The sequence below is a fragment of the Geodermatophilus africanus genome (assembly GCF_900107105.1).
In the GTDB taxonomy this organism is placed as follows: Bacteria; Actinomycetota; Actinomycetes; order Mycobacteriales; family Geodermatophilaceae; genus Geodermatophilus; species Geodermatophilus africanus.
This window is the reverse complement of the sequence record NZ_FNOT01000006.1, coordinates 1-21276: the sequence shown is the minus strand read 5'-3', so window position 1 is coordinate 21276 and position 21276 is coordinate 1. Positions and strand designations below refer to the sequence as shown.

At 75.4% G+C, this 21276-nt stretch carries 15 protein-coding genes; 9 read left to right on the top strand and 6 right to left on the bottom strand.

Annotation, left to right across the window (positions count from 1 at the left end):
- Nucleotides 1–11 precede the first annotated feature (11 nt).
- A complete protein-coding gene (locus BLW63_RS12420) occupies nucleotides 12–1733 on the top strand; it encodes a reprolysin-like metallopeptidase (protein ID WP_091156344.1) in 1722 nt (573 codons plus the stop codon).
- Nucleotides 1734–1801: 68 nt separating this feature from the next.
- Nucleotides 1802–4636 carry a hypothetical protein gene (locus BLW63_RS12415; protein ID WP_091156342.1) on the top strand — a complete coding sequence of 945 codons (2835 nt, stop codon included), beginning with the start codon at nucleotides 1802–1804 and terminating at the stop codon, nucleotides 4634–4636.
- A 93-nt stretch (nucleotides 4637–4729) separates the two neighbouring features.
- Here BLW63_RS12415 and BLW63_RS12410 read toward each other — a convergent pair whose 3' ends face one another.
- The 5 genes from BLW63_RS12410 to BLW63_RS12390 all read right to left on the bottom strand — a co-directional run bounded on the left by BLW63_RS12410 (nucleotide 4730) and on the right by BLW63_RS12390 (nucleotide 10120).
- Entirely contained in the window at nucleotides 4730–5644 is a 915-nt protein-coding gene (locus tag BLW63_RS12410) for an IS982 family transposase (RefSeq protein ID WP_091156340.1), read from the bottom strand.
- 99 nt (nucleotides 5645–5743) lie between these two features.
- Nucleotides 5744–7501: an acetyl/propionyl/methylcrotonyl-CoA carboxylase subunit alpha gene (locus tag BLW63_RS12405; RefSeq protein WP_091156338.1), complete on the bottom strand. Its 1758-nt coding sequence runs from the start codon at nucleotides 7499–7501 to the stop codon at nucleotides 5744–5746.
- Nucleotides 7502–7560: 59 nt separating this feature from the next.
- On the bottom strand, nucleotides 7561–8169 hold the full coding sequence (locus tag BLW63_RS12400; RefSeq protein WP_091156336.1) for a Maf family protein: 609 nt from the start codon (nucleotides 8167–8169) through the stop codon (nucleotides 7561–7563).
- Nucleotides 8166–8498, bottom strand: a complete 333-nt coding sequence (locus BLW63_RS12395) for an acyl-CoA carboxylase subunit epsilon (protein ID WP_091156334.1) — start codon at nucleotides 8496–8498, stop codon at nucleotides 8166–8168. The genes BLW63_RS12400 and BLW63_RS12395 overlap by 4 nt, the downstream gene beginning before the upstream one ends.
- Complete coding sequence (locus tag BLW63_RS12390; protein WP_091156332.1) at nucleotides 8495–10120, bottom strand: acyl-CoA carboxylase subunit beta; 1626 nt, start codon at nucleotides 10118–10120, stop codon at nucleotides 8495–8497. The genes BLW63_RS12395 and BLW63_RS12390 overlap by 4 nt, the downstream gene beginning before the upstream one ends.
- Nucleotides 10121–10213: 93 nt before the next feature.
- On the opposite strand from BLW63_RS12390, the gene BLW63_RS12385 reads away from it, so the two are divergent.
- From BLW63_RS12385 to BLW63_RS12360, 6 genes are all read left to right on the top strand, one after another.
- The gene (locus tag BLW63_RS12385) at nucleotides 10214–11044 is read left to right on the top strand and encodes a biotin--[acetyl-CoA-carboxylase] ligase (protein ID WP_091156330.1); all 831 of its coding nucleotides are present in this window, start codon (nucleotides 10214–10216) and stop codon (nucleotides 11042–11044) included.
- Nucleotides 11045–11111: 67 nt separating this feature from the next.
- A complete protein-coding gene (locus tag BLW63_RS12380; protein ID WP_139263530.1) occupies nucleotides 11112–12470 on the top strand; it encodes an acyltransferase family protein in 1359 nt (452 codons plus the stop codon).
- A gap of 28 nt (nucleotides 12471–12498) precedes the next feature.
- Nucleotides 12499–13083 (top strand): PH domain-containing protein, encoded by a 585-nt coding sequence (locus tag BLW63_RS12375; RefSeq protein ID WP_091156326.1) that lies wholly within the window; start codon nucleotides 12499–12501, stop codon nucleotides 13081–13083.
- 71 nt (nucleotides 13084–13154) lie between these two features.
- Complete coding sequence (locus tag BLW63_RS12370) at nucleotides 13155–14306, top strand: exonuclease SbcCD subunit D (RefSeq protein ID WP_091156323.1); 1152 nt, start codon at nucleotides 13155–13157, stop codon at nucleotides 14304–14306.
- Nucleotides 14303–17263: an AAA family ATPase gene (locus tag BLW63_RS12365; protein WP_091156321.1), complete on the top strand. Its 2961-nt coding sequence runs from the start codon at nucleotides 14303–14305 to the stop codon at nucleotides 17261–17263. Before BLW63_RS12370 ends, BLW63_RS12365 begins: the two co-directional genes overlap by 4 nt.
- Before the next feature lie 181 nt (nucleotides 17264–17444).
- Complete coding sequence (locus BLW63_RS12360) at nucleotides 17445–18884, top strand: acyltransferase family protein (RefSeq protein ID WP_091156319.1); 1440 nt, start codon at nucleotides 17445–17447, stop codon at nucleotides 18882–18884.
- Between the two features lie 28 nt (nucleotides 18885–18912).
- Here the strand turns inward: BLW63_RS12360 and BLW63_RS12355 are convergent, their stop codons facing one another.
- Nucleotides 18913–19368: a GtrA family protein gene (locus tag BLW63_RS12355; RefSeq protein ID WP_091157155.1), complete on the bottom strand. Its 456-nt coding sequence runs from the start codon at nucleotides 19366–19368 to the stop codon at nucleotides 18913–18915.
- A 264-nt stretch (nucleotides 19369–19632) separates the two neighbouring features.
- On the opposite strand from BLW63_RS12355, the gene BLW63_RS12350 reads away from it, so the two are divergent.
- On the top strand, nucleotides 19633–20994 hold the full coding sequence (locus tag BLW63_RS12350) for an acyltransferase family protein (RefSeq protein ID WP_170856748.1): 1362 nt from the start codon (nucleotides 19633–19635) through the stop codon (nucleotides 20992–20994).
- The last annotated feature ends 282 nt before the right edge of the window (nucleotides 20995–21276 follow it).

Below are 21276 nucleotides of genomic sequence, written 5' to 3'. Positions count from 1 at the left end.
GGACAGGGGGGATGCGCCCCCACCGGAACGCCCCCGCCCCCCGCCGCCGCCCGCTCCGGGCGGTGGCCGGTGCGGCGACCGCGCTGGCCCTCTCCCTGACGCTGCCGGCGACCGCGGCCCGGGCCGAGCAGGCCGCGGCGCCGGACACCGTCGTCGGCGAGATCGTGCAGGCCTGGCCCGAGGCGGGGCTGGCCGGTGCCGCCGCGGAGACCGAGCACGCCGCGGCCCCGCTGACCTGGGTCGAGACGCCCGCGGGCGACGCCGTCCGCGTGCCCACCGAGGCGGTCGCCGGCCTGGAGGTCGGCGCCACCGTCGAGGTGACGGTGGGCGCGCCCGTCGCCGACGCCGCCGGCCAGGAGGGCTTCGAGCCCGCCCGCGACGTGCTGGCCGCCCAGCTGCTGCAGGAGGCGCCCGAGGCGCGCGCCGCGCGGGTGGCCGGGCTGACCAACCAGGTGACCGTGGCGATGGTCGTCCCGGCCGGGGGCACGGCGGACGGCGCGACCCTGGACCAGCTGGTGGCCGCCGTCGACGGGCCGGTCGCGGAGTTCTGGGCGGGGGAGACCGACGGCGCCGTCCGGCTCGGCGTGACCGCGGCCCACGACTGGCTGCAGACCACCGCCGGCTGCGCCGACCCGACCGCGCTGTGGAACGAGGTCGCCGACCGCACCGGCTTCGTCCCCAGCCCCGGCCGGCACCTCGTCGTCCACGTCAGCAGCCGGCCGCGGGACCTGCCCGGCTGCTCCTACGCGCTCGGCCAGGTCGGCGCGGGCGTCGGCGCGGGCGGGCGGGTCTACGTCCGGGACGTGCTGCCCTCGGTCATCGCCCACGAGCTCGGCCACAACTTCGGCCTGGGCCACTCCTCGGGGCACCAGTGCGACGGCGCGGTCGAGACCGGCGCCTGCCGCACCGCCCCCTACCGCGACTACTACGACGTCATGGGCGGCTCGTGGAACGCGGTCGGGTCGCTCAACGCCCCGCAGGCCGCGCAGCTGGGCGTGCTGCCCGCCTCGGCGCAGCTGCCGGTCGAGGTGGCCGGACCGGCCACGACGGTCACCCTCGCCCCGCTGGGGTCGCGGGCCGGCACCCGCGCGGTGCGGCTGACCGACGCGGCGGGCGGCACCTACTGGCTGGAGCTGCGCGCCGCGGTCGGCCGCGACGCCTGGCTGGGCGGGCTCGGGAACCGCTTCGGCCTCGACGCCGGCGTCCTGCTGCACCGCACCGGCCGGATGCCCGACACCGCGCTGCTGCTCGACGGCACCCCTTCTCCGGCCGCCGGGTGGGAAGACGACCTGCGGGCCGCGCTGCCGGTGGGCGTGCCGGTGCCGGTCGCCGGTGGATCCTTCACCGTCACCGTGGACGCCGTCACCGCGGCCGGGGCGACGCTGACCGTCGTCCCCGCGGCCGGCGCCGCCGTCCCGGTGACCCCGCTGCCCGAGGCCGGCCCGGCGCCGCAGGTCCTGGCCGCCGCGCCGGTCCCCGCGGTGACCGCCGTCCCCGCCGCGGCTGTCGCGCCGGAGACCCCCGTCGCCGCGGCCGCCGTCGCCGGGGCCCCAGAGGCCCCCGTGGCCCCGGTCGCCGCCGGCGTGCTGTTGACCGAGTCGGCGCCGGCCGCGGTCCGAACCGCCTCCCGCGCAGGCTGGGCGCCGCCGGCCGCGGCGGCAGCGGGCGTCGGGGTCCTGGTGCTCGCCGGCTGGACGGTCACCCGGAAGCGTGGTCCGCGCGGCCGGGAGTGAGGTCCCGCCTCCACTTCCGGGGCCGACCTGCCGATGAGGGGACCGGCCCCCTGTCGCTTGGAGACCCCGTGCCACCTGCGCGTTCCCCCCGGCTGCTGGCGCTCGCCGTCGCAGCCGCCGCCGTCCTCCCGGTGCTCGGCGCACCGCCGGCCACCGCCGAGGAGCCGCCGGCCCCGGCCGCGCCGGACGCCCCGGCTCCCGGGGACACCATCGTCGGCGAACTGGTCCAGGGCTACGTGGACCCCTCCCCGTCGGCCGCTCTGGAGACCGACGAGGACCACGCCGACAGCCTGGTCAGCTGGATCGAGACCGACTCGGGTGACGCGGTGCGGGTGCCCACGGCGGACGTCGAGGACATCGAGACCGGTGCCACCGTCGAGGTGACGCTCGGCGCGGCCGTCGCCGACGAGGTGGCCGCCGCCGACCTCGCCCCCGCGCAGGAGGTGCTCGCCGCCGAGGTGCTCACGGCGCCGGCCGAGGCCACCGCACCAGCCGCCGGTGCGGTGAACCACCAGGTCACCGTGGTCATGCTGCAGCCGGCCGGAGCGGCCCGGGACACCACCACCCTGGCGGAGGTCATGGCAGCGGTGAACGGGCCGGTCGCCGCCTTCTGGGAGCAGCAGACCGACGGTGCCGTCCGCCTCGGTACGGTGGCGGGCCTCGACTGGACGACTCAGTCCGCGCTCACCTGCAGCGACCCGTTCGCGCTCTGGAGGGAGGCGGCGACCCGGGCCCGGTGGACCGAGGGTCCCGGCAGGCACCTGCTCGTCTACGTGCCCGCCGACTCACCCGGCTGCGGCTACGGACTGGGCACGATCGGCAACGGCCTCGGCTCCGGCGGGCTGGCCTACGTGCAGGCGGCGGAGACCGCGGTCATCGCACACGAGTTCGGGCACAACCTCGGCCTCGGGCACTCGTCCCTGCTCCAGTGCGACGGCGTGGTGGACAGCGGCCCCTGCCAGGTCACCGGCTACTACGACCTGTACGACGTCATGGGTGTCTCGTGGGAGCAGGTCGGCTCGCTCAACGCCGTCCACGCGGCGAGCCTCGGGTTGCTGCCCCCGAGCGCGGCCCCCACGCTGACGGCCGGCGCCGCCACCACGCAGTACACCCTGGCGCCGGTGGGTGCCCGGACCGGTACCCGGGCGGTCCGGCTGGTCGACAGCGACGGCTACGTGTTCTGGCTCGAGTACCGGACCCCGACCGGCCAGGACAGCTGGCTCGGGACGGCGGCCGATGTGGCGCGACTCCAGAGCGGCGTGCTGCTGCGGCAGGAGACCTACGTCCAGGGCGACACCTCGTGGTTGATGGACGGCACCCCGTCCTCGCAGAGCGGCTGGGAGTCCGATCTCGCCGTCGCGCTGCCCCCGACCACCCCCCTGTCCTTCGGAGCCGTGCCCTTCACGGTGACGGTGGTGGAGGCCACCCCCTCCGGAGCCCGGGTGCGCGTCTCGGCGGGCCCTCCGGCGCCCGTGCACCCCATCGACGCCGCCTACGCGCAGCTGGGCGGCAGTCGGGTGCTCGGTGAGCCGACCAGTGGCCTGGTCTGCGGGTACACGGGTGACGGCTGCCGACGTTCGTACGCGGGCGGCGTCATCGCCTGGACGCCGTCCACCGGCGCGCACGTGGTGCGCGGAGCGATCCTGGAGCGCTGGCAGTCACTGGGCGCGGAGACCGGGCCGCTGGGCTACCCGATCGGGGACGACGCGGCGGTGCCCGGCGGGTTCAGGACCGACTTCGCGAGGGGCTCGATCTACTGGTCTGCGGCCACCGGGGCGCGGATGGTGCGCGGCGCCATCCTGCAGCGGTACGTCGCCGCGGGCGGCCCGGCCGCGCTGGGCTTCCCGGTCGCGGACGACGGCGGCACGGCCGACGGGACCGGTGCGCTCGTCCGCCTGCAGGGCGGGGCCATCTACTGGTCCGGGCGCACGGGGGCGCACGTGGTCCGGGGCGCGATCCTCGATCGCTGGCGGTCGCTCGGCGCGCAGACCGGTGTCCTGGGTTACCCGACCGGCGACGACGTGGCGGTGCCCGGCGGCTTCAAGACCGACTTCGCCGGCGGGTCCCTCTACTGGTCGGCGGCCACCGGCGCGCGGATGGTGCGCGGGGCGATCCTGCAGCGGTACGTCGCCGCGGGCGGCCCGGCCGCGCTGGGCTTCCCGGTCGCCGACGACGGCGGCACCGCGGACGGCACCGGTGCGCTGGTGCGGCTGCAGGGCGGGGTCGTCTACTGGTCGCCGCGGACCGGTGCGCACGACGTGCGCGGGGCGATCCTGGAGCGCTGGCGGTCGCTGGGCGCGCAGACCGGCGTGCTCGGCTACCCGACCGGCGACGACACCGCGGTGCCCGGCGGCTTCAGGACCGACTTCGCGGGGGGCTCGATCTACTGGTCGGGACCCACTGGTGCACGGTTCGTGCGGGGAGCGATCCTGCAGCGCTACGTCGCCGCCGGTGGCCCGGCCGCGCTGGGCTTCCCGGTCGCCGACGACGGCGGCACCGCGGACGGCACCGGTGCGCTCGTCCGCCTGCAGGGCGGGGTCGTCTACTGGTCGCCGCGGACCGGTGCGCACGTCGTGCGCGGCGCGATCCTGGAGCGCTGGCGGTCCCTGAGTGCGCAGAGCGGGATACTCGGCTACCCGACCGGGGACGACACCCCGGTGCCCGGTGGGTTCAAGACCGACTTCGCCGGCGGGTCGATCTACTGGTCGCCGTCCACCGGGGCGCACGCGGTCCGGGGTGGGATCCTGTCGCTCTGGCTGCAGCAGGGGGGACCGACCGGGGCGCTCGGCTTCCCGGTGACCGACCAGGCTGCGCTGCCCGACGGCGGCGGCTGGCAGGTCCGCTTCCAGCACGGCACGCTCGTCGAGCGGCCCGACGGCACGGTCGAGACGACCACCGGCTGAGGAGAAGGACCTCCCTGCCCCCCACCGCTCGCAGGCTCGCGGCGGGACCCTGCAGGGAGGCCGCCGGGGGACTAGATGACCGATTCCAAGGGGTCAGTGGTCGTAGGCGAGTAGGGATCGCCGGACGGTTTGGTCGGTGTGGTCGTTGTGCCAGATCGCTGCGGTGAGGGCCAGCAGTCGCTGCAGCACCCGGATCAGGACCCCGGCGGGGGTGTGTCCGCCGTGCAGCTCGAGGTCGAGCTGGCCTTTGAGGGTGTCGAAGACCGACTCGATGGTCTGGCGTAGCGGTCTGAACACCGACGCCCCGGGCCGGTCAGGTTCACCGCTGCGGGGGCGGCGCAGCAGGGTCAGGCCGGCGTCGGTCAGCTCGGCTTCGAAGCGGCGGCCGTAGTAGTGCTTGTCGGTGATGAGGATCTGTCCTCGGTGGCTCGGGACGAGGGCGGGGTCGGTGCCGAGCAGGTCGAGCAGCACCTGGCGTTCGTCGGCCTTGGCGCCGGAGACGGCGAAGCTGACCGGAAGCCCGTGCAGGGTGGCGATCAGGTGCAGCCGCAGCCCCCAGAAGTAGCGGCTGTGACTGGCGCAGTAGCCGTACTCGGCCCAGCCGGCCAGCTCCGAGCGCCGCACCGCCTCCCGCGAGCGGGCGCACTCGATCGGCGTGGAGTCGATCACCCACACGTCATCGGCCCACAGGCTGGTGTCGGTCGCCAAGGCCCGGATCAGCCAGATCACGGTGCCCGAGAGCCGGCGCAGCCGCTTGTTGTAGCCGGGCTGGCCGGGCAGGTAGGGAAACAGCGGGCGCAGATGCTTGTCGGCGAAACGCAGCCAGCGGGCCTCGCTGGTGAACCCCAGCAGGGCTTGCAGCACCGCCAAGGTCACCAGTTCGGCGTCGCTGAGTCGGGGGGTGATGCCGATCGCCGGCCGCCAGGGCCGCCGCTCGGGCGCGGCCTTCAGCAGATCGTCGGTGCGGGCATACAGTGCCGTCGCGAGGGTGTCCAGGTCGGCGTCCACGAGGGCCTCCCGGCTCGACGTTGGGTTAGCAACGCCAAGCCTGAGCACCCTCGCCTGTGATCACACCGACCGTAGCCGGGACCCCTTGGAATCGTTCATCTAGTCGGCGATCGTGCAGAGGACGGCGCCGCTGGTCACCGAGGCGCCCACCTCGGCGGACAGGCCGCTGACCGTGCCGGCCTTGTGCGCGGTGATCGGCTGCTCCATCTTCATCGCCTCCAGGACGACGACCAGGTCGCCCTCGGCCACGGTGTCCCCGTCGGCGACCGCGACCTTGACGATGGTGCCCTGCATCGGGCTGGCCAGGGAGTCGCCGGACGCCGCCGACCCGCCGTGCCCGCCGCCGCGCTTGCGCGGCTTGGCCCCACTGGCTGCGGCCGGGGCGCCCCCGCCGCCGACGGCCAGGCCCGCGGGCAGCGACACCTCCAGCCGTCGTCCGCCGACCTCGACGACGACGGTCTGCCGCTCCTCGGGCTCCTCGTGCCCGGCGGGGGCCGCGGCGTACGGCGGGACCTGGTTGTCCCACTCGGTCTCGATCCAGCGGGTGTGCACGGTGAACGGCTCGCTGGTGAACGCCTCGTCGCGGACGACGGCCCGGTGGAACGGGACGACGGTCGGCATGCCCTCGACCACCAGCTCGTCGAGCGCGCGGCGGGCCCGCTGCAGCGCCTCCTCGCGGGTGGCCCCGGTGACGATGAGCTTGGCCAGCATCGAGTCGAACGCGCCGACGACCTCGCCGCCGGTCTCGACGCCGGAGTCCCAGCGCACGCCCGGGCCCTGCGGGATCTCCAGCCGGGTCACCGGACCGGGGGCCGGCATGAAGTTGCGCCCGGCGTCCTCGGCGTTGATGCGGAACTCGATGCTGTGCCCCTGCGGGACCGGGTCCTCGGTGATCGACAACGGCAGGCCGTCGGCGATGCGGAACTGCTGGCGGACCAGGTCGAGGCCGCTGGTCTCCTCCGAGACCGGGTGCTCGACCTGCAGCCGGGTGTTGACCTCGAGGAAGGAGATCGCCCCGTCGACGCCGACGAGGTACTCCACGGTGCCGGCGCCGTGGTAGCCGGCCTCTCGGCAGATGGCCTTGGCCGACTCGTGGATGCGCGCCCGCTGCTCGTCGGTCAGGAACGGCGCGGGGGCCTCCTCGACGAGCTTCTGGTTGCGCCGCTGCAGCGAGCAGTCGCGGGTGCCGACGACGACCACGTTTCCGTGGGTGTCGGCCAGCACCTGCGCCTCCACGTGCCGCGGCTGGTCGAGGAAGCGCTCGACGAAGCACTCGCCGCGGCCGAAGGCCGACACGGCCTCCCGGACGGCGGAGTCGAACAGCTCGGGGATCTCCTCTGTGGTGCGGGCGACCTTGAGCCCGCGCCCGCCGCCGCCGAAGGCGGCCTTGATGGCCACCGGGAGACCGTGCTCCTCGGCGAAGGCCACGACCTCGTCGGCGCCGCCGACCGGGTCGGTGGTGCCGGGCACCAGCGGCGCGCCGGCCGCCGTGGCGATGTGCCGCGCCTGCACCTTGTCGCCGAGGGCGATGATCGCCTCGGGGGAGGGGCCGATCCAGGTGAGCCCGGCGTCGATCACCGCCTGGGCGAAGCCGGCGTTCTCCGACAGGAAGCCGTAGCCGGGGTGGATCGCGTCCGCGCCGGACCGCTTCGCGGCGTCCAGGATCTTGTCGATCACCAAGTAGGAGTCGCCGGGCGTCGTCCCCCCGAGGGCGAAGGCCTCGTCGGCCGCGCGCACGTGCAGCGCGTCGCGGTCGGGCTCGGCGTACACGGCCACGCTGGTCAGCCCGGCGTCCTTGCAGGCGCGGGCGACGCGCACCGCGATCTCGCCGCGGTTGGCGATCAGGACCTTCTGCACCGGTGTTCTCCCTCGGGGTCGTGCTGCTCGGGCAGCGGGTGGGACGGGCGAGCGCGGGCTCAGCGCCGCCAGAGGTCGGTGACGGCCAGCCCACGCTTGGCGAGCTGGGTGCGCAGCGTGGCCAGCGACAGCCCGACGACCGCTGCCGGGTCGCCGTCCACCCGACGGACGAACGGCGCGCCGAGCCCGTCGAGGGTGAAGGCGCCGGCCACGGCCAGCGGCTCGCCGGTGGCGAGGTAGGCCTCGAGCTCCTGCGGCGTGGGGCTGGCGAAGTGCACGACGGTGGAGACGACGGCGACGTCGCGGCTGACCACCTGGCCGTCCCGGACGTCGAACAGCGCCTGGCCGGTGTGCAACACGCCGCTCCGGCCGCTCATCCGCTGCCAGCGGTCGCGGGCGTCGTGCGCGTCGGCGGGCTTGCCCATCGGCTCCCCGCGGAACTCCAGCAGCGAGTCGGCGCCCACGACGAGCGCGTCGGATTCCTGCTCGGCGACGGCCTTGGCCTTGGCGGCGGCCAGCAGGGCGACCTGCTCGCCGACCCGCGCGGCGCGCACCGACGACTCGTCGACGTGGCTCACGACGACCTCGGGTGCCAGCCCGGCCTGGCGCAGGAGGGCCAACCGGGCCGGCGACGCCGAGGCCAGCACCAGCCGGCGATCCACACTCATGCGAACCTCCCGGAGGCGCGCCAGCCGCCGGGGCCGGGACGCAGCGGACGCCGGTGGACGTCCCCGAACGACGCCCAGGCCCCGACCGGGGTCGGCCGACGGCGGGTGCGCCGCTGTGCCAGGGCGGCGACGACGACGGTGAGTGCGGCGAGCTCCTCGGCCGAGGGCTCGCCCCTGACGACCCGCAGCAGGGGAGGTGCTGCTGGTACTTCGTGGCCGCGAGGAGTGGGGCCCGGAGGGTCCCCGACGAGTGGCCGGGTGGGCTCCGCGGACGGGGGGAACGGCACCTGGTCGCGGTGTCGTCCGGAGGACGACGGTGTCGTCGTCATAGCGGGATGTTCCCGTGCTTCTTCGGGGGCAGCGTCTGGCGCTTGTTGGCCAGCAGGCGCAGCCCCTTGGTGACCTCGATGCGGGTCTCCGACGGCCGGATCACCTGGTCGACGTACCCACGGTCGGCCGCGATGTACGGCGAGAGCAGCGCGTCCTCGTACTCGGTGATCAGCTCGGTGCGGCGCGCGTCGGCGTCGTCGGCGTCGGCCAGCTCGCGGCGGTAGAGGATGTTGACCGCGCCCTGCGCGCCCATGACGGCGATCTGCGCGGTCGGCCAGGCCAGGTTGAGGTCCGCGCCGAGGTGCTTGGAGCCCATGACGTCGTAGGCGCCGCCGTACGCCTTGCGGGTGATCACGGTGATCTTCGGGACGGTCGCCTCGGCGTAGGCGTAGATCAGCTTCGCGCCGCGGCGGATGATCCCCTCCCACTCCTGGGAGGTGCCGGGCAGGAAGCCGGGGACGTCGACGAAGGTCAGCACCGGGACGTTGAACGCGTCGCAGGTGCGCACGAACCGCGCCGCCTTCTCGCTGGCGTCGATGTCGAGCGTGCCGGCGAGCTGGGTGGGCTGGTTGGCCACGACCCCGACGGGCCGTCCCTCGACCCGGCCGAAGCCGACGACGATGTTCGGCGCGAACAGCGGCTGCACCTCGAGGAACTCGCCGTCGTCGAGCACGTGCTCGATGGCGGTGTGCATGTCGTAAGGGGTGTTGGCCGAGTCGGGGATGAAGGTGTCGAGCTCGCGGTCCTCGTCGGTCACCCCGTCGTTCGTGGTGTCGGCCGGGGCGACCTCGAGGGCCGGCAGCGGGTCGAGGTTGTTGCTCGGCAGGTAGGACAGCAGCGCCTTGACGTAGTCCAGCGCGTCCGCCTCGTCCTCGGCGAGGTAGTGCGCGACGCCGGACTTGGTGTTGTGCGTGCGGGCGCCGCCGAGCTCCTCGAGCGTGACGTCCTCGCCGGTCACGGTCTTCACGACGTCGGGGCCGGTGATGAACATCTGGCTGGTCTGGTCGACCATCACGACGAAGTCGGTGAGCGCGGGAGAGTAGACGTGACCGCCGGCCGCGGCGCCCATCACCAGCGAGATCTGCGGGATGACGCCGGAGGCGTGCACGTTGCGCCGGAAGATCTCCGCGTAGAGGCCCAGGGCCACCACGCCCTCCTGGATCCGCGCGCCGCCGCCCTCGTTGATGCCGATGATCGGGCAGCCGTTGCGGATGGCCAGGTCGAGCACCTTCACGATCTTCTCGCCGTAGACCTCGCCGAGGCTGCCGCCGAACACCGTGACGTCCTGGGAGAAGACGCACACCGGCCGGCCGTCGACGGTGCCGTACCCGGTGACGACGCCGTCCCCGAAGGGCCGCTTGGCCTCCATGCCGAAGGTGGTGGAGCGGTGGCGGGCGAACTCGTCGAGCTCGGTGAACGACCCGGGGTCCAGCAGCGCCTCGATCCGCTCGCGGGCGGTCATCTTCCCGGCGGCGTGCTGCTTCTCCACGGCGCGCTCGGACCCCGCGTGGGTGGCCTCCTGCACGCGACGCTCGAACTCCGCCAGCTTGCCGGCGGTCGTGTGGATGTCGACGTCGCCCGGGACGGGGTCCCCGACGCTCTCCAGTTCAGCAGCGCTCACACGTCTCTCCTCGCTGGGGCTCGCCGGCCGCGTCCGCGCGCTGCCGTGCCCGGGAGTGAGCTCCCTCGCTCACGGGTTCCGTAGCGTAGAAGAGTGCCCGAGTCGCCGCCGTCCGCCTCCTCCGGCCCCTCCCGGGCCCCGCTCGACGGCCCGGCGCTGACGACCGCGCTGACCGGCGAGAGCGCCCTGTGGCGTTCGCTGGAGGTGGTACCCGAGATCGGCTCCACCAACGCCGCCCTCCTCGCCGCCGCGGCCGAGGACGCCCCCGACGGGACGGTCCTGGTGGCCGAGCACCAGGTCACCGGCCGGGGCCGGCTGGACCGGGTCTGGACCTCCCCGCCCGGCGCGGGCCTCACGGTGTCGTTCCTGCTGCGCCCCGACGTCCCGGGCGCGCGCCGCGGGTGGCTTTCGCTGCTCACCGGCGTCGCCCTCGCCGAGGCCGTGGGCGAGGTGCCGGGCGTGCGGTCCTCGCTGAAGTGGCCCAACGACCTGCTCGCCCCCCGCGGCGCGAAGCTGGCCGGCATCCTCGCCGAGGTCGGCGGCGGGGCGGTGGTCGTGGGCGTGGGCCTCAACGTCTCCACCCGCGCCGACGAGCTCCCCGAGACCGGCACCTCGTTGGCCCTGGTGGCCGGGCGGCCGGTCGACCGGGCCGCGGTGCTGCTGCAGTTCCTCCGCACCTTCGAGCGCCGGTACCTGGCCTGGGCGCAGACCCTCGGCGACCCGGTCGCCAGCGGCCTGGCCCGCGACTACCTCGCCTGGTGCTCGACGGTCGGCGCGGAGGTCGTCGTCACCCTGCCCGACGGCTCCACGCTCGAGGGGGTGGCCGAGTCCGTCGACTGGGACGGCCGGCTCGCCGTCCGGACGGCGCAGGGCACGGTCCAGCTCGCCAGCGGTGACGTGAGGCACCTGCGCAGTCGCGAGTGACGGGTGGGTCCGCCCGGGCGGCGTCGGGACGGGGAACGGGGAACGACTCCGGCTACCTTTCGTGCTCATGGGAGCACTCTCGGTCGCCACGCGATCGTCGACCACCGCTCCGGGCGGCGAGATCCGGTCGCTGACGGGGCTGCGGATCGTCGCGGCGGCGTGGGTCGTCTGCTTCCACTTCAGCTTCACCCCGGGGAACACCTGGACCGGGTCCTGGGAGCCCCTGCGCCCGCTCGTGGCCAGCGGCGGGCTGGGGGTGGACCTCTTCTTCGTGCTCAGCGGCTTCGTCATCACGCTCACCTACCTCGACCAGCTGGGGCCGCGGCCCGGTGTCGGTGCCGTGGCGAGGTTCTGGTGGGCGCGGGTCTGCCGCCTCTGGCCGGTGCACGCGCTCGTCACGTCGGTCTTCGGGTTCTGGCTGCTCTACAAGGCGACCCGGGTCCCCGACGGTCAGATCGCCTACCAGCACCTGCAGCCGGTCGTGGACCCGCTGCACTGGCTCGAGCAGATGCTCATGGTCCAGCTCTGGCACCGTCCCTCCCACGCCGGGGCCTCCTGGTCGGGACCGGCGTGGTCCATCAGCGCCGAGTGGCTCGCCTACGTGTGCTTCCCCCTCCTGGCGCTGCTGCTGTGGCGACTGCGGTCGGCGCCGCCGGTCGTCACCGGGGCCATCGCGGTGGGTTGCATGGCGCCCCTCGCCTGGTTCGCCCTCACCGAGGGTGGCGCGGCCTTCCCGTACGCCTGGGCCCTGCGCATCGGCGGCGGTTTCCTGGCCGGCGCCTTCACCTGCCTCACCGTCCGCCGGATCCCCCGTACCGAGCGGAGCGACCGGGCGGCGACGTGGATCGCGGCGCTCGCGACGGCGGAGGTGCTGCTCTGCGTGTGGTGGAGCGCGACCCGGGGTGCAGGCGGGTACGCCGGCGTCGCCGGTGTCACCTTCCCCTTCCTCGTGGGCGCGTTGGCGCACTCCACGCGCGGTCCCAGCCGAGCGCTGGGGACGCCGGCCATGGTGCAGGGCGGCCGGCTCTCCTTCGCCCTGTACCTGGTGCACGTCCCCGTCTTCGAGGTGTTCTGGACCCTCATGGGCTGGTACCCGCGGCTGGCGCCGGGGAGCACCCTGGCCGGCCTGCTGACGCCGCACGTCCTGCTGCTGACCGTGCCCCTCGCCTACGTCCTCCACCGCTTCGTCGAGGAGCCGGCGCGCCGCTGGCTGCGGGACCTGGCCCGACCCCGGCATCTGGCGCCGGCACGGCACGAGACCGCCGACGAGACGCTGCGCGTGCTCCCCGCGACCCTCGCGCCCCGACGCCCCGGGACGCCCGAGGCGCCGTCGGTCCTGCCGGTCCCCGCGGTCGAGGAGGGTGTGGTGCGGCCCGTGGTGCCCGTGGTGCGGACACGCCCGCGTGTCCCGTCGGGGACGCCCTGACGACGCCCGGCCGGGCGATCCTGTCCGGGTGCCCTACCCGGACAAGCTGCTCGCCGAGGACGAAGAGGTCGTCCGGCACCTGCACCCGCACTGGCTGACCCTCGCCCGGCCGGTCGCCGTCCTGCTGCTCGTGGTGGGTGGCACCTCCTTCGGTGCAGCACTAATGCCCGCCGGCCCCTCCCAGGGCACGGTGCGGGCGGTGCTGGCGGGGGTCGCGCTGCTGGTCCTCGTCGTCGCCGTCCTCCGGCCGGTGCTGCGCTGGCGCACCACGCACCACGTCATCACGACGCAGCGGCTGCTGCTGCGAGAGGGCGTCCTCGCGCGGCGGGGCCGTGACATCGCGCTGTCCCGGATCGCCGACGTCTCCTTCCAGCAGTCGCTGGGTCAGCGGCTGGTCCGCTCGGGCACGCTGACCATCGAGACCCTCGGTGACGGCGGGACGACCGTGCTCGAGCGGGTCCCCGACAGCGACGGGGTGCAGCAGCTGCTCGTCGCGCTGGTGGCGGAGGACGCCGACCGGCGCGGCGCCCCCGTGCCGCCACGGCAGGGGTGGGACGACGACGGGTGGACCCCCGCCGGCTGGACCACCCCGCAGCGCACCACCCGGCTCTGAGCCGGGTGTGACGGGCCCGTCACGGCGTGGCGTGGCGAACCTGTCGGTACCCCGACCTACCTTCTGCGGCCATGCGGCTGCTGCACACCTCGGACTGGCACATCGGCCGCGCCCTGCACGGTGCCGACCTGTTGCGCGAGCAGGAGGCGGTGCTCTCCGGGCTGGCCGACGTCGTGGTCGCCGAGTCCGTCGACGTCGTGGTCGTCGCCGGTGACGTCTACGACCGCGCGGTGCCCTCGGCGGACGCCACCGGCGTGCTCGACCGGGTGCTGATGCGGCTCCGCAGCGCGGGGGCCGTCGTGGTCCTCACGCCGGGCAACCACGACTCGGCGCGGCGGCTCTCCTTCGGGGCGGGTCTGATGGCCCGCTCCGGCGTGCACGTGCGCGCCACCACCGCCGGGCTCGACGAGCCGGTGCTGCTGCGCGACGAGCACGGCGAGGTGGCCGTCTACGGGCTGCCCTACCTGGAGCCGGAGCTCGCCCGGCACGAGCTGGGTCTGTCGGCAGCCCGGTCGCACGAGGCGGTGCTGACCGAGGCGATGGAGCGGGTGCGCCGCGACCTGTTCCTGCGCCCCGGCGCCCGGTCGGTCGTGCTGGCGCACGCGTTCGTCGGCGGCGGCGTGCCCAGCGACAGCGAGCGCGACATCTGCGTCGGCGGCGTCGACCTGGTGCCCGCGCCGGTGTTCGACGGGGTCGACTACGTCGCCCTCGGGCACCTGCACCGGCCGCAGACGATCACCGAGCGGCTGCGCTACAGCGGGTCGCCGCTGGCGTACTCCTTCGGCGAGGCCGGGCAGGACAAGCAGGTGTGGCTGGTCGACCTGGACGCCGCCGGGCTGGCCGGCGTGCGCGCGCTGGCGCTGCCCACCCCGCGCCCGCTGACCGTGCTCGCCGGCACCCTCGACGAGCTGCTCGCCGACCCGGCCCACGCCACGGTCGAAGAGCACTTCGTCTCCGCCCGGTTGACCGACGACGTCCGCCCGTCGGACCCGATGCGGCAGCTGCAGACCCGCTTCCGGCACTGCGTGCACCTGGAGTGGACCGGCAGCGCCGGCGGGGGCGACGGGCGCAGCTACCAGGAGCGGCTGCGCGGACGCAGCGACCTGGAGGTGGCCCGGGAGTTCGTCAGCCACGTCCGCAACGGCATCGCGATGAGCGACGTCGAGCGCGACCTGCTGGTCCGGGCCCTCGGCGCCGCGGCCCGGGAGGAGCTCGTCCAGTGAGGCTGCACTCGCTGTCGATCACCGCGTTCGGTCCCTTCGCCGGCACCGAGACCGTCGACGTGGACGCCGTCGCCCGCGACGGGCTGTTCCTGCTGTGGGGTCCCACGGGCGCGGGCAAGACGACGCTGCTCGACGCCGTGGTCTACGCGCTGTACGGAACCGTCCCGGGCGCGCGCGGCGAGGAGAAGCGGCTGCGCAGCGACCACGCCGACGCCGCCACCCGCACCGAGGTGTGCTGCGAGCTGACCCTGGCAGGGGAGCGGCTGCTCGTCGTCCGCCGGCCCGAGCAGACCCGGCCGAAGAAGCGCGGCGCCGGTGAGACCACCGAACAGGCCCGGCTGACCGTGCAGCGCTGGGACGGCGGCGTGTGGCAGCCGGTGAGCACCCGCATCGACGAGGGCTCGGAGTACCTGCGGGTGCGGCTGGGCCTGTCCGCCGAGCAGTTCTGCCAGGTGGTGCTGCTCCCGCAGGGCGACTTCGCCCGCTTCCTGCGGGCCGAGCCCGAGGACCGCGCCCGGCTGCTGCGCACCCTCTTCGACGTGGGCCGCTTCGCCCGCGCCGAGGACTGGCTGGCCGGCGAGCGGCGCGCCGCGGAGGAGTCGCTCCGCGCCGACCGGCACCGGATCAGCACCCTGCTGCACCGGGTCGCGCAGATCGCCGACGTCGGCGTGCCCGAGGAGCTGGCGCCCGAGCTGGTCGGCGCGCAGCCCGGGGCGTCGGTCGGCGCGTGGGTCGCCACCGTGCGCGCCCGCGCCGCCGGCGACCTGGCCACCGCGACCGCGGCGGCCGAGGCGGCGGCCGCGGAGGGCGCGCGCCTGGACGGCGAGCTGGCCGAGGCCCGGGCCCTGGCCGACCGGCACGCCCGGCGCGACCGGGCCCGCGCGGAGCTGGCCGGGCTCGACGCGGCGGAGGAACGGCTGACCCCGCTGCGGTCCCGGGCCGACGCCGGACGCCGGGCCGAGGCGCTGCGCGACGTGCTGGAGACCGCCGGCCGGACGGCGCTGGCCGCCGAGGCCGCGGCCGCCGCGCTGGAGTCGGCGCGGGCCGCCTGGGCCGGGGTGGCCGACGAGCGCGACGCCGACACGCTGCTGGCCCGCGAGCTGCGCGACCAGGCGGCGGCGGCCCGCGCGCTGGTGCCCGAGGCCGACCGGGCCGCGGGACTCACCCGCGAGGTCGCCCGGCTGGACCGGGACGTCGCGGCGCTGGCCGCCCGCTGCGCGGAGGGCACCCGTGCCGCGGCGGGCTGGCCGGACCGGGTCACCGAGGCGCAGCGCCGGCTCGACGCCGCCTCGGCGGCCGCCGCCCGGCTGCCCGGCCTCGCTGCCGCCGCCGACGCCGCCCGCGCGGCCCGCGACGCGGCCACCCGTGCCGAGCGGGTCACCGCCGACCTGGCCGCCGTGCGCGAGGCCGCGGCGGCCGCGCGGAGCGCGTGGGTCGACGCCCGCGAGACCCTCGTCGAGGTGCGTGCCGTCCGCCTCGACGGCATGGCCGCCGAGCTCGCGGCCGGGCTGGCGCCAGGGGCCGACTGCCCCGTCTGCGGTGCCACCGAGCACCCGCGGCCGGCCACGCACACCGGCCCCCGCGTCGCCGCCGACGACGAGGAGCGGGCGCGGGCGGTCGTCGACGCGGCCGAGGAGCGCGCTGCCGCCGCCCGCCGGGCCGTCGAGCAACGCGAGCGCGAGCTCGCCGTCCTCCGCGAGCGGGCCGGGGAGCTCCCGGCGGCCGAGCTGGTCGCGCGGGCCGAGCGGGCCCGGGTCGAGCGGGAGGCGGTGGCGGCCCTGGCCGAGGGCGCCGAGGCCGCCCGCCGGCAGCTGGCCGCCCGGGAGGCCGGCCGTGACGCCGCGGCGGCGCAGCTCGCGGCCGACCGCGAGGAGCTGCACCGGCGCACCGCGGAGCGCGACGGCCGCGCCGAGGCGCTCACCGAGCTCACCGCGCGGCTCGACGCCGCCCGCGGGGAGGACGCCGACCTGCCGGCGCGGGTCCGGCGGCTCACCGGGCACGCGGAGCGCTGCGAGGCGGTGCTGGCCGCCGCGGCCGAGGAGCAGCGCGCCCGGACGGCCGCCGAGACCGCCCGGCAGACCGCGGGGGAGCGGGCCACGGGCGTCGGCTTCGCCGACCTGCTCGACGCCGCCGACGCCCTGCTCCCGGCCGGGGAGCTGGCCGGCCTCGAGCGGCGGCTCCGGGAGCACGACGAGGGCCGGTCGGTCCTCGCCGCCACCCTCGCCGACCCTCAGCTGACCGACCTGGCCCCGCCGCCCGACGTCGCCGCGCTGCAGGAGCGCTGCGGGGAGCTGACCGCCCGACGCGAGGCGGCGGTCGCCGCCCTCGTGCAGGCGCGGCGCTGCGCCGGTGCGCTCGACGGCCTGGCCGGGGAGGTGGTCTCCGCCGAGGTGCAGCTCGCCGAGCGTCGTGCCTGGGCCGGTCGGGTCGCCGGCCTGGCCGAGCTGGTCAACGGCCGCGGCGCCAACACGCTGCGGATGCGGCTGCAGTCCTTCGTGCTCGCCGCCCGGCTCGAGCAGGTCGCCGAGGTCGCCAGCCGGCGGCTGCAGGAGATGTCCGGCGGCCGGTACACGTTCCTGCACAGCGACGCGCAGGCTCGGCACGGCGCCCGGGGCGGGCTGGGCCTGGACGTCTTCGACGAGTACACCGGCACCCGGCGGCCCACGAAGACCCTGTCCGGCGGGGAGAGCTTCATGGCGTCGCTGGCGCTCGCCCTCGGCCTCGCCGACGTCGTCACCGCCGAGGCCGGCGGCATCCAGATGGACACGCTGTTCGTCGACGAGGGGTTCGGCACGCTCGACGCGCTCGCCCTCGACGCGGTCATGAACGTGCTCGACGAGCTGCGCCGGGGTGGCCGGACGGTCGGCGTCATCAGCCACCTGGAGGAGCTGCGCACCCGCATCCCCACCCGGTTGGAGGTCGTCGCCGGCCGGCACGGGTCCCGCCTGGCGAGCTGAGCCCGGGTCCGCGGGGCCGCTGGGGAGGGTGTGACGGGGGAGTGGCACTCCTGGCAGTTCCTGCCCGAACGCCCACGGTTGTCGGTGCTTTTCGAGTCAACGACCGTGCGCGCAGCGTCACTAACGTCCAGGGAGCCCACAGGTCCGGAGCCCGCCTCCACGCCCTCCCCGGGAGACGCCCATGTCCGTCGCGCCACGCACGGTCGCCCCCAGTCCGCAGGCGACGGGTGCCGTGCGCCGGTCCCGGTCGGAGATCCGGGCGCTGACCGGGCTGCGCGTCGTCGCCGCCACGTGGGTCGTCCTGTTCCACTTCGAAGGCCAGCTCGTGCCCTACGTCGAGCAGCTGCCCAGTGTGCACGCCGTCCTCAGCGCCGGCTGGATCGGCGTGGAGCTGTTCTTCGTGCTCAGCGGCTTCGTCATCGCGCGCAGCTACCTCGACGAGTGCGGCCGGCGCTGGTCGACCGCAGGCGCGGCCCGGTTCGTGCTCAACCGCTTCGCCCGGGTGTGGCCGGCGTGGATGGCGGTCACGGTGGTGGCCTGCGCCTGGCTCGTGGTGTGCCCCCGGCTGGGGCTGAACCCGAACGTCGTCAGCGGGCACCCGCCGCTGGAGCTCACGACCCTGCTCCGCCAGGTGACCATGACGCAGATGTGGGGCGAGTCCTCGCTCATCGACGTCAGCTACGTCGCGCCGGGCTGGTCGATCAGTGCCGAGTGGCTGGCCTACCTGGCCTTCCCGGTGCTGGCGCTGGCGATGCGCCCCCTCCTCCGGGCGCACCCGGCGGCCAACCTGGTCCTCGCGACCGCGGCGATGTCCCCGCTGGCCCTGACGGCCTTCCTGCACGGCACCGACGACATCGAGATGAATTGGGTGCTGCGCATCGCCTGCAGCTTCACCGCCGGCATCCTCGGCTCCTGCGCCGTCGCCGGGCTGGAGGGCACCGAGCGCGGCGAGCGGTGGGGCCGCCGGCTCACGACGGCCGGCCTGGTGGTCGGGGCCGTCGTCCTGCTGTGGGCCAACTGGCGGTCCGGCCAGGACCTGGCGGCCGGTGGCGAGGTCGGCAAGTACGCGGCCGTGGCGGTGCTGTGCTGGCCGCCGCTCATCGCCGGGCTGGCTCTGACCGACGGTGGCGCGGCGCGGTTCCTGTCGAGGGACGCCATGGTCTACGGCGGCCGCATCTCCTACTGCCTCTACCTCGTGCACTGGGTGGTGCGGGACGTCGGCATGGCCGTGCTCGGGCGCGACCCGGCCGCTCCCGGCTGGGGCGCCCACACGCCGGGGGGTGCCCTGGTGGTGCCCGTGCTGATCGCGCTCTGCTTCCTCGGCGCCGCCGGGCTCCACCACGGCGTCGAGGAGCCGGCCCGGCGCCGGCTGGTCCGCCTTTGGGGCGGGCGGCGTGCGCTCGACACGGGCGTCCCTGCTCAGCGGCCGCCCGCGGCGACCGGCCCGGCGTCCGCGGAGGAGGCGGCCACGTCGCGCTGGCCGGCCCCGGTGACCGGTGCCCTCGCCCGTCCGTGGCCCCTCGACGCGCCCCCGAGGCCGCGCGCGGCGGCTCCCTCGGTGCGGCCCGCGGGTGCCCCGCGAGCCGCGGAGGAGGCGCCGGCGGCCGGCCGGCGCCGCTGAGGCCGGTCCGTCGGGAGTGTCCCGGCGGTCAGCCGACGGCGTCGGCGGCCGGGAAGACCCAGCGTCGGTACATGAGGTAGCGCACGACGGTGCCGACGGCGATGGACACCAGGTTGGCGCCCTGCAGGGCCCACGCGCTGGTCAGGTCGAGGCCGTAGCGGGCGAAGGCGACGATCCCCAGGCCCAGCAGCAGCGTCAGGCCGTTGATGGCCAGGAACATCGGGTACTCGCGCTTGAACCCGGTGCGCGCCCGGTGGGCGAACGACCAGTGTCGGTGGCCGAAGAAGGCGACGGTCATCGCCACGATCGTCGCCACCGCCTTCGCGACGACCGCGCCGCTGCCCAGGTGCCCGTAGAGCAGCTGGAAGAGCCCGACCTCGATGACGAAGCCGACCCCGCCGACGACACCGAAGGCCCCGAGGTGGCGGACGACGGACCCCAGGGAGCGGCTGCGGCGCGGCGCGCGCTCGGAGACGGCAGTCACGAAGGGCCAGGGTACGCGTCCGGGCGCGAGCGGACCTGCGAGCGCCTCGACCGGGTCGCGCTCCCCGCGCCCGGGTGGCACCGGACGACTCGTCCCCCGTCCGGTCCAGGAGGCGCGTCGGACGGCCGGACTCCGGCAGGTGTTGCCATGCCGGCGGGGGATCTCTGTCGTGTCGTCAACTCAACACGTCGCCGCACTTTGATTACGTTCCTGTCACGGGACATGAGCGCCCTGTAGTCGAAGACGGCAGCGAGGGAGATCCGCGTGTCCACACCAGCTCAGGCGATCCGAGCGGGCGGTGCGCAGCCGGTCGGCTCGGGGGAAATCCGGTCGCTGACCGGCCTGCGGGCGGTCGCGGCCGTCTGGGTGGTCGTCTACCACTTCCAGTTCACGCCCGGCCTCGGGTACGACGGCTACTGGGAGCCGCTCCGGCCGGTGATCCGCGCCGGCGCCACCGGCGTGGACCTGTTCTTCGTCCTCAGCGGCTTCGTGATCACGCTGACCTACCTCGAGCGCGTCGGCCGCACGCCCTCGGTACGCGAGGCCGGGACCTTCCTCTGGGCCCGGGTCTGCCGCATCTGGCCGGTGTACGCCCTGGTCACCGTCGTCTACGGCGGCTGGCTGCTGATCAAGGCCACCCGGGTGACCGACGGGGTCGTCGCCTACCAGGTGCAGCAGCCGGTGCTCGACGTCTGGAACTTCCTGCTCCAGCTCACGATGGTCCAGCTGTGGTGGTACCCCGCCTCGGGCGGCGAATCGTGGATGGGCTCGGCCTGGTCGATCAGCGCCGAGTGGCTGGCCTACGTCGCCTTCCCGCTGGTCGCGCTGCTGCTCTGGCGGGTCCGCAACGCGCCGCTGGTGCTGCTCGGGGCCACCGCCGTCCTGCTCATGGTGCCCCTGGCCTACACCACCTACGTCCATGGTGGGCCGGTGATCGCGTGGTCCTGGCTGCTGCGCATCGGCGCGGCGTTCCTGGCCGGCGCCCTCACCTGCCTGGTGGTCCGCCGGGTGCGCCGGACCCCGCGCGTCGAGGCCGCCGCCGCCACCTGGGCCCTGGCCAGCCTCGGCGCCGTCGCCGTCGGCCTGTGGTGGGGCGACTGGCGGGGGATCGACAACGACCACTCCGCGTTCGGCGGCATCGTCGTCCTGTTCTTCCCCGTGCTCGTGGGAGCCCTCGCCCTCTCCCGCACCGGCCTGAGCGCCCTGCTGTCCCGGGAGTCCGTGGTGCACGGCGGCCGGATCTCCTTCGGCCTGTACCTGGTGCACATCCCGGTGTTCGAGGTCTTCTGGACCCTGATGGACTGGTGGCCGAAGATCGCCGCCGGCACCTCGCTGTGGGCGCTGCTGCTGGCCCCGGTGCTGCTGTCGACGTTCGTCCTGGCGCACCTGGCCCACCGCTTCGTCGAGGAGCCGGCCCGCAAGGGACTGCGCCGGGTCCTCCCGACGCGCCGGCCGGCCGCGGCCGCACCGGCCGCACCGGTCGCGGCACCGGCCCGGATCGCCGTCGTTCGCGGCGACCGGCCCGTGACGCCGGCCACCGCGGCCCTGCTCGCCGGGCGCAGCGCCGACGTCCCGCGGGCCGAGCCGGCCGTCGCCGTGCCGGCGCAGCGGTCGCTCAGCGCCTGACAGTGAGGATGTGGGAGAGCCCCGCAGCGGTCGTTCCTGACCCAGCGCCTGACTGACTTCGGGTCTTCAAGCCGATCTGTCGGTTCGGTCCGCTGCGGGGCTCGTTTGCACTCACCGGTCGAGGGTTCGTGACCTCATAGGAGCTTGTGCCAGCAAGCACCCGTCACTGTCTTGTCCGCTCGCTCGGCGGTGCGTGCCGCCCCGACCGGTCAAGTGACAAGGACGGCGATGACCACCATCGCAGAACCATTGCCGACTGCCCAGCCTGCGCCGGTGTTCGGC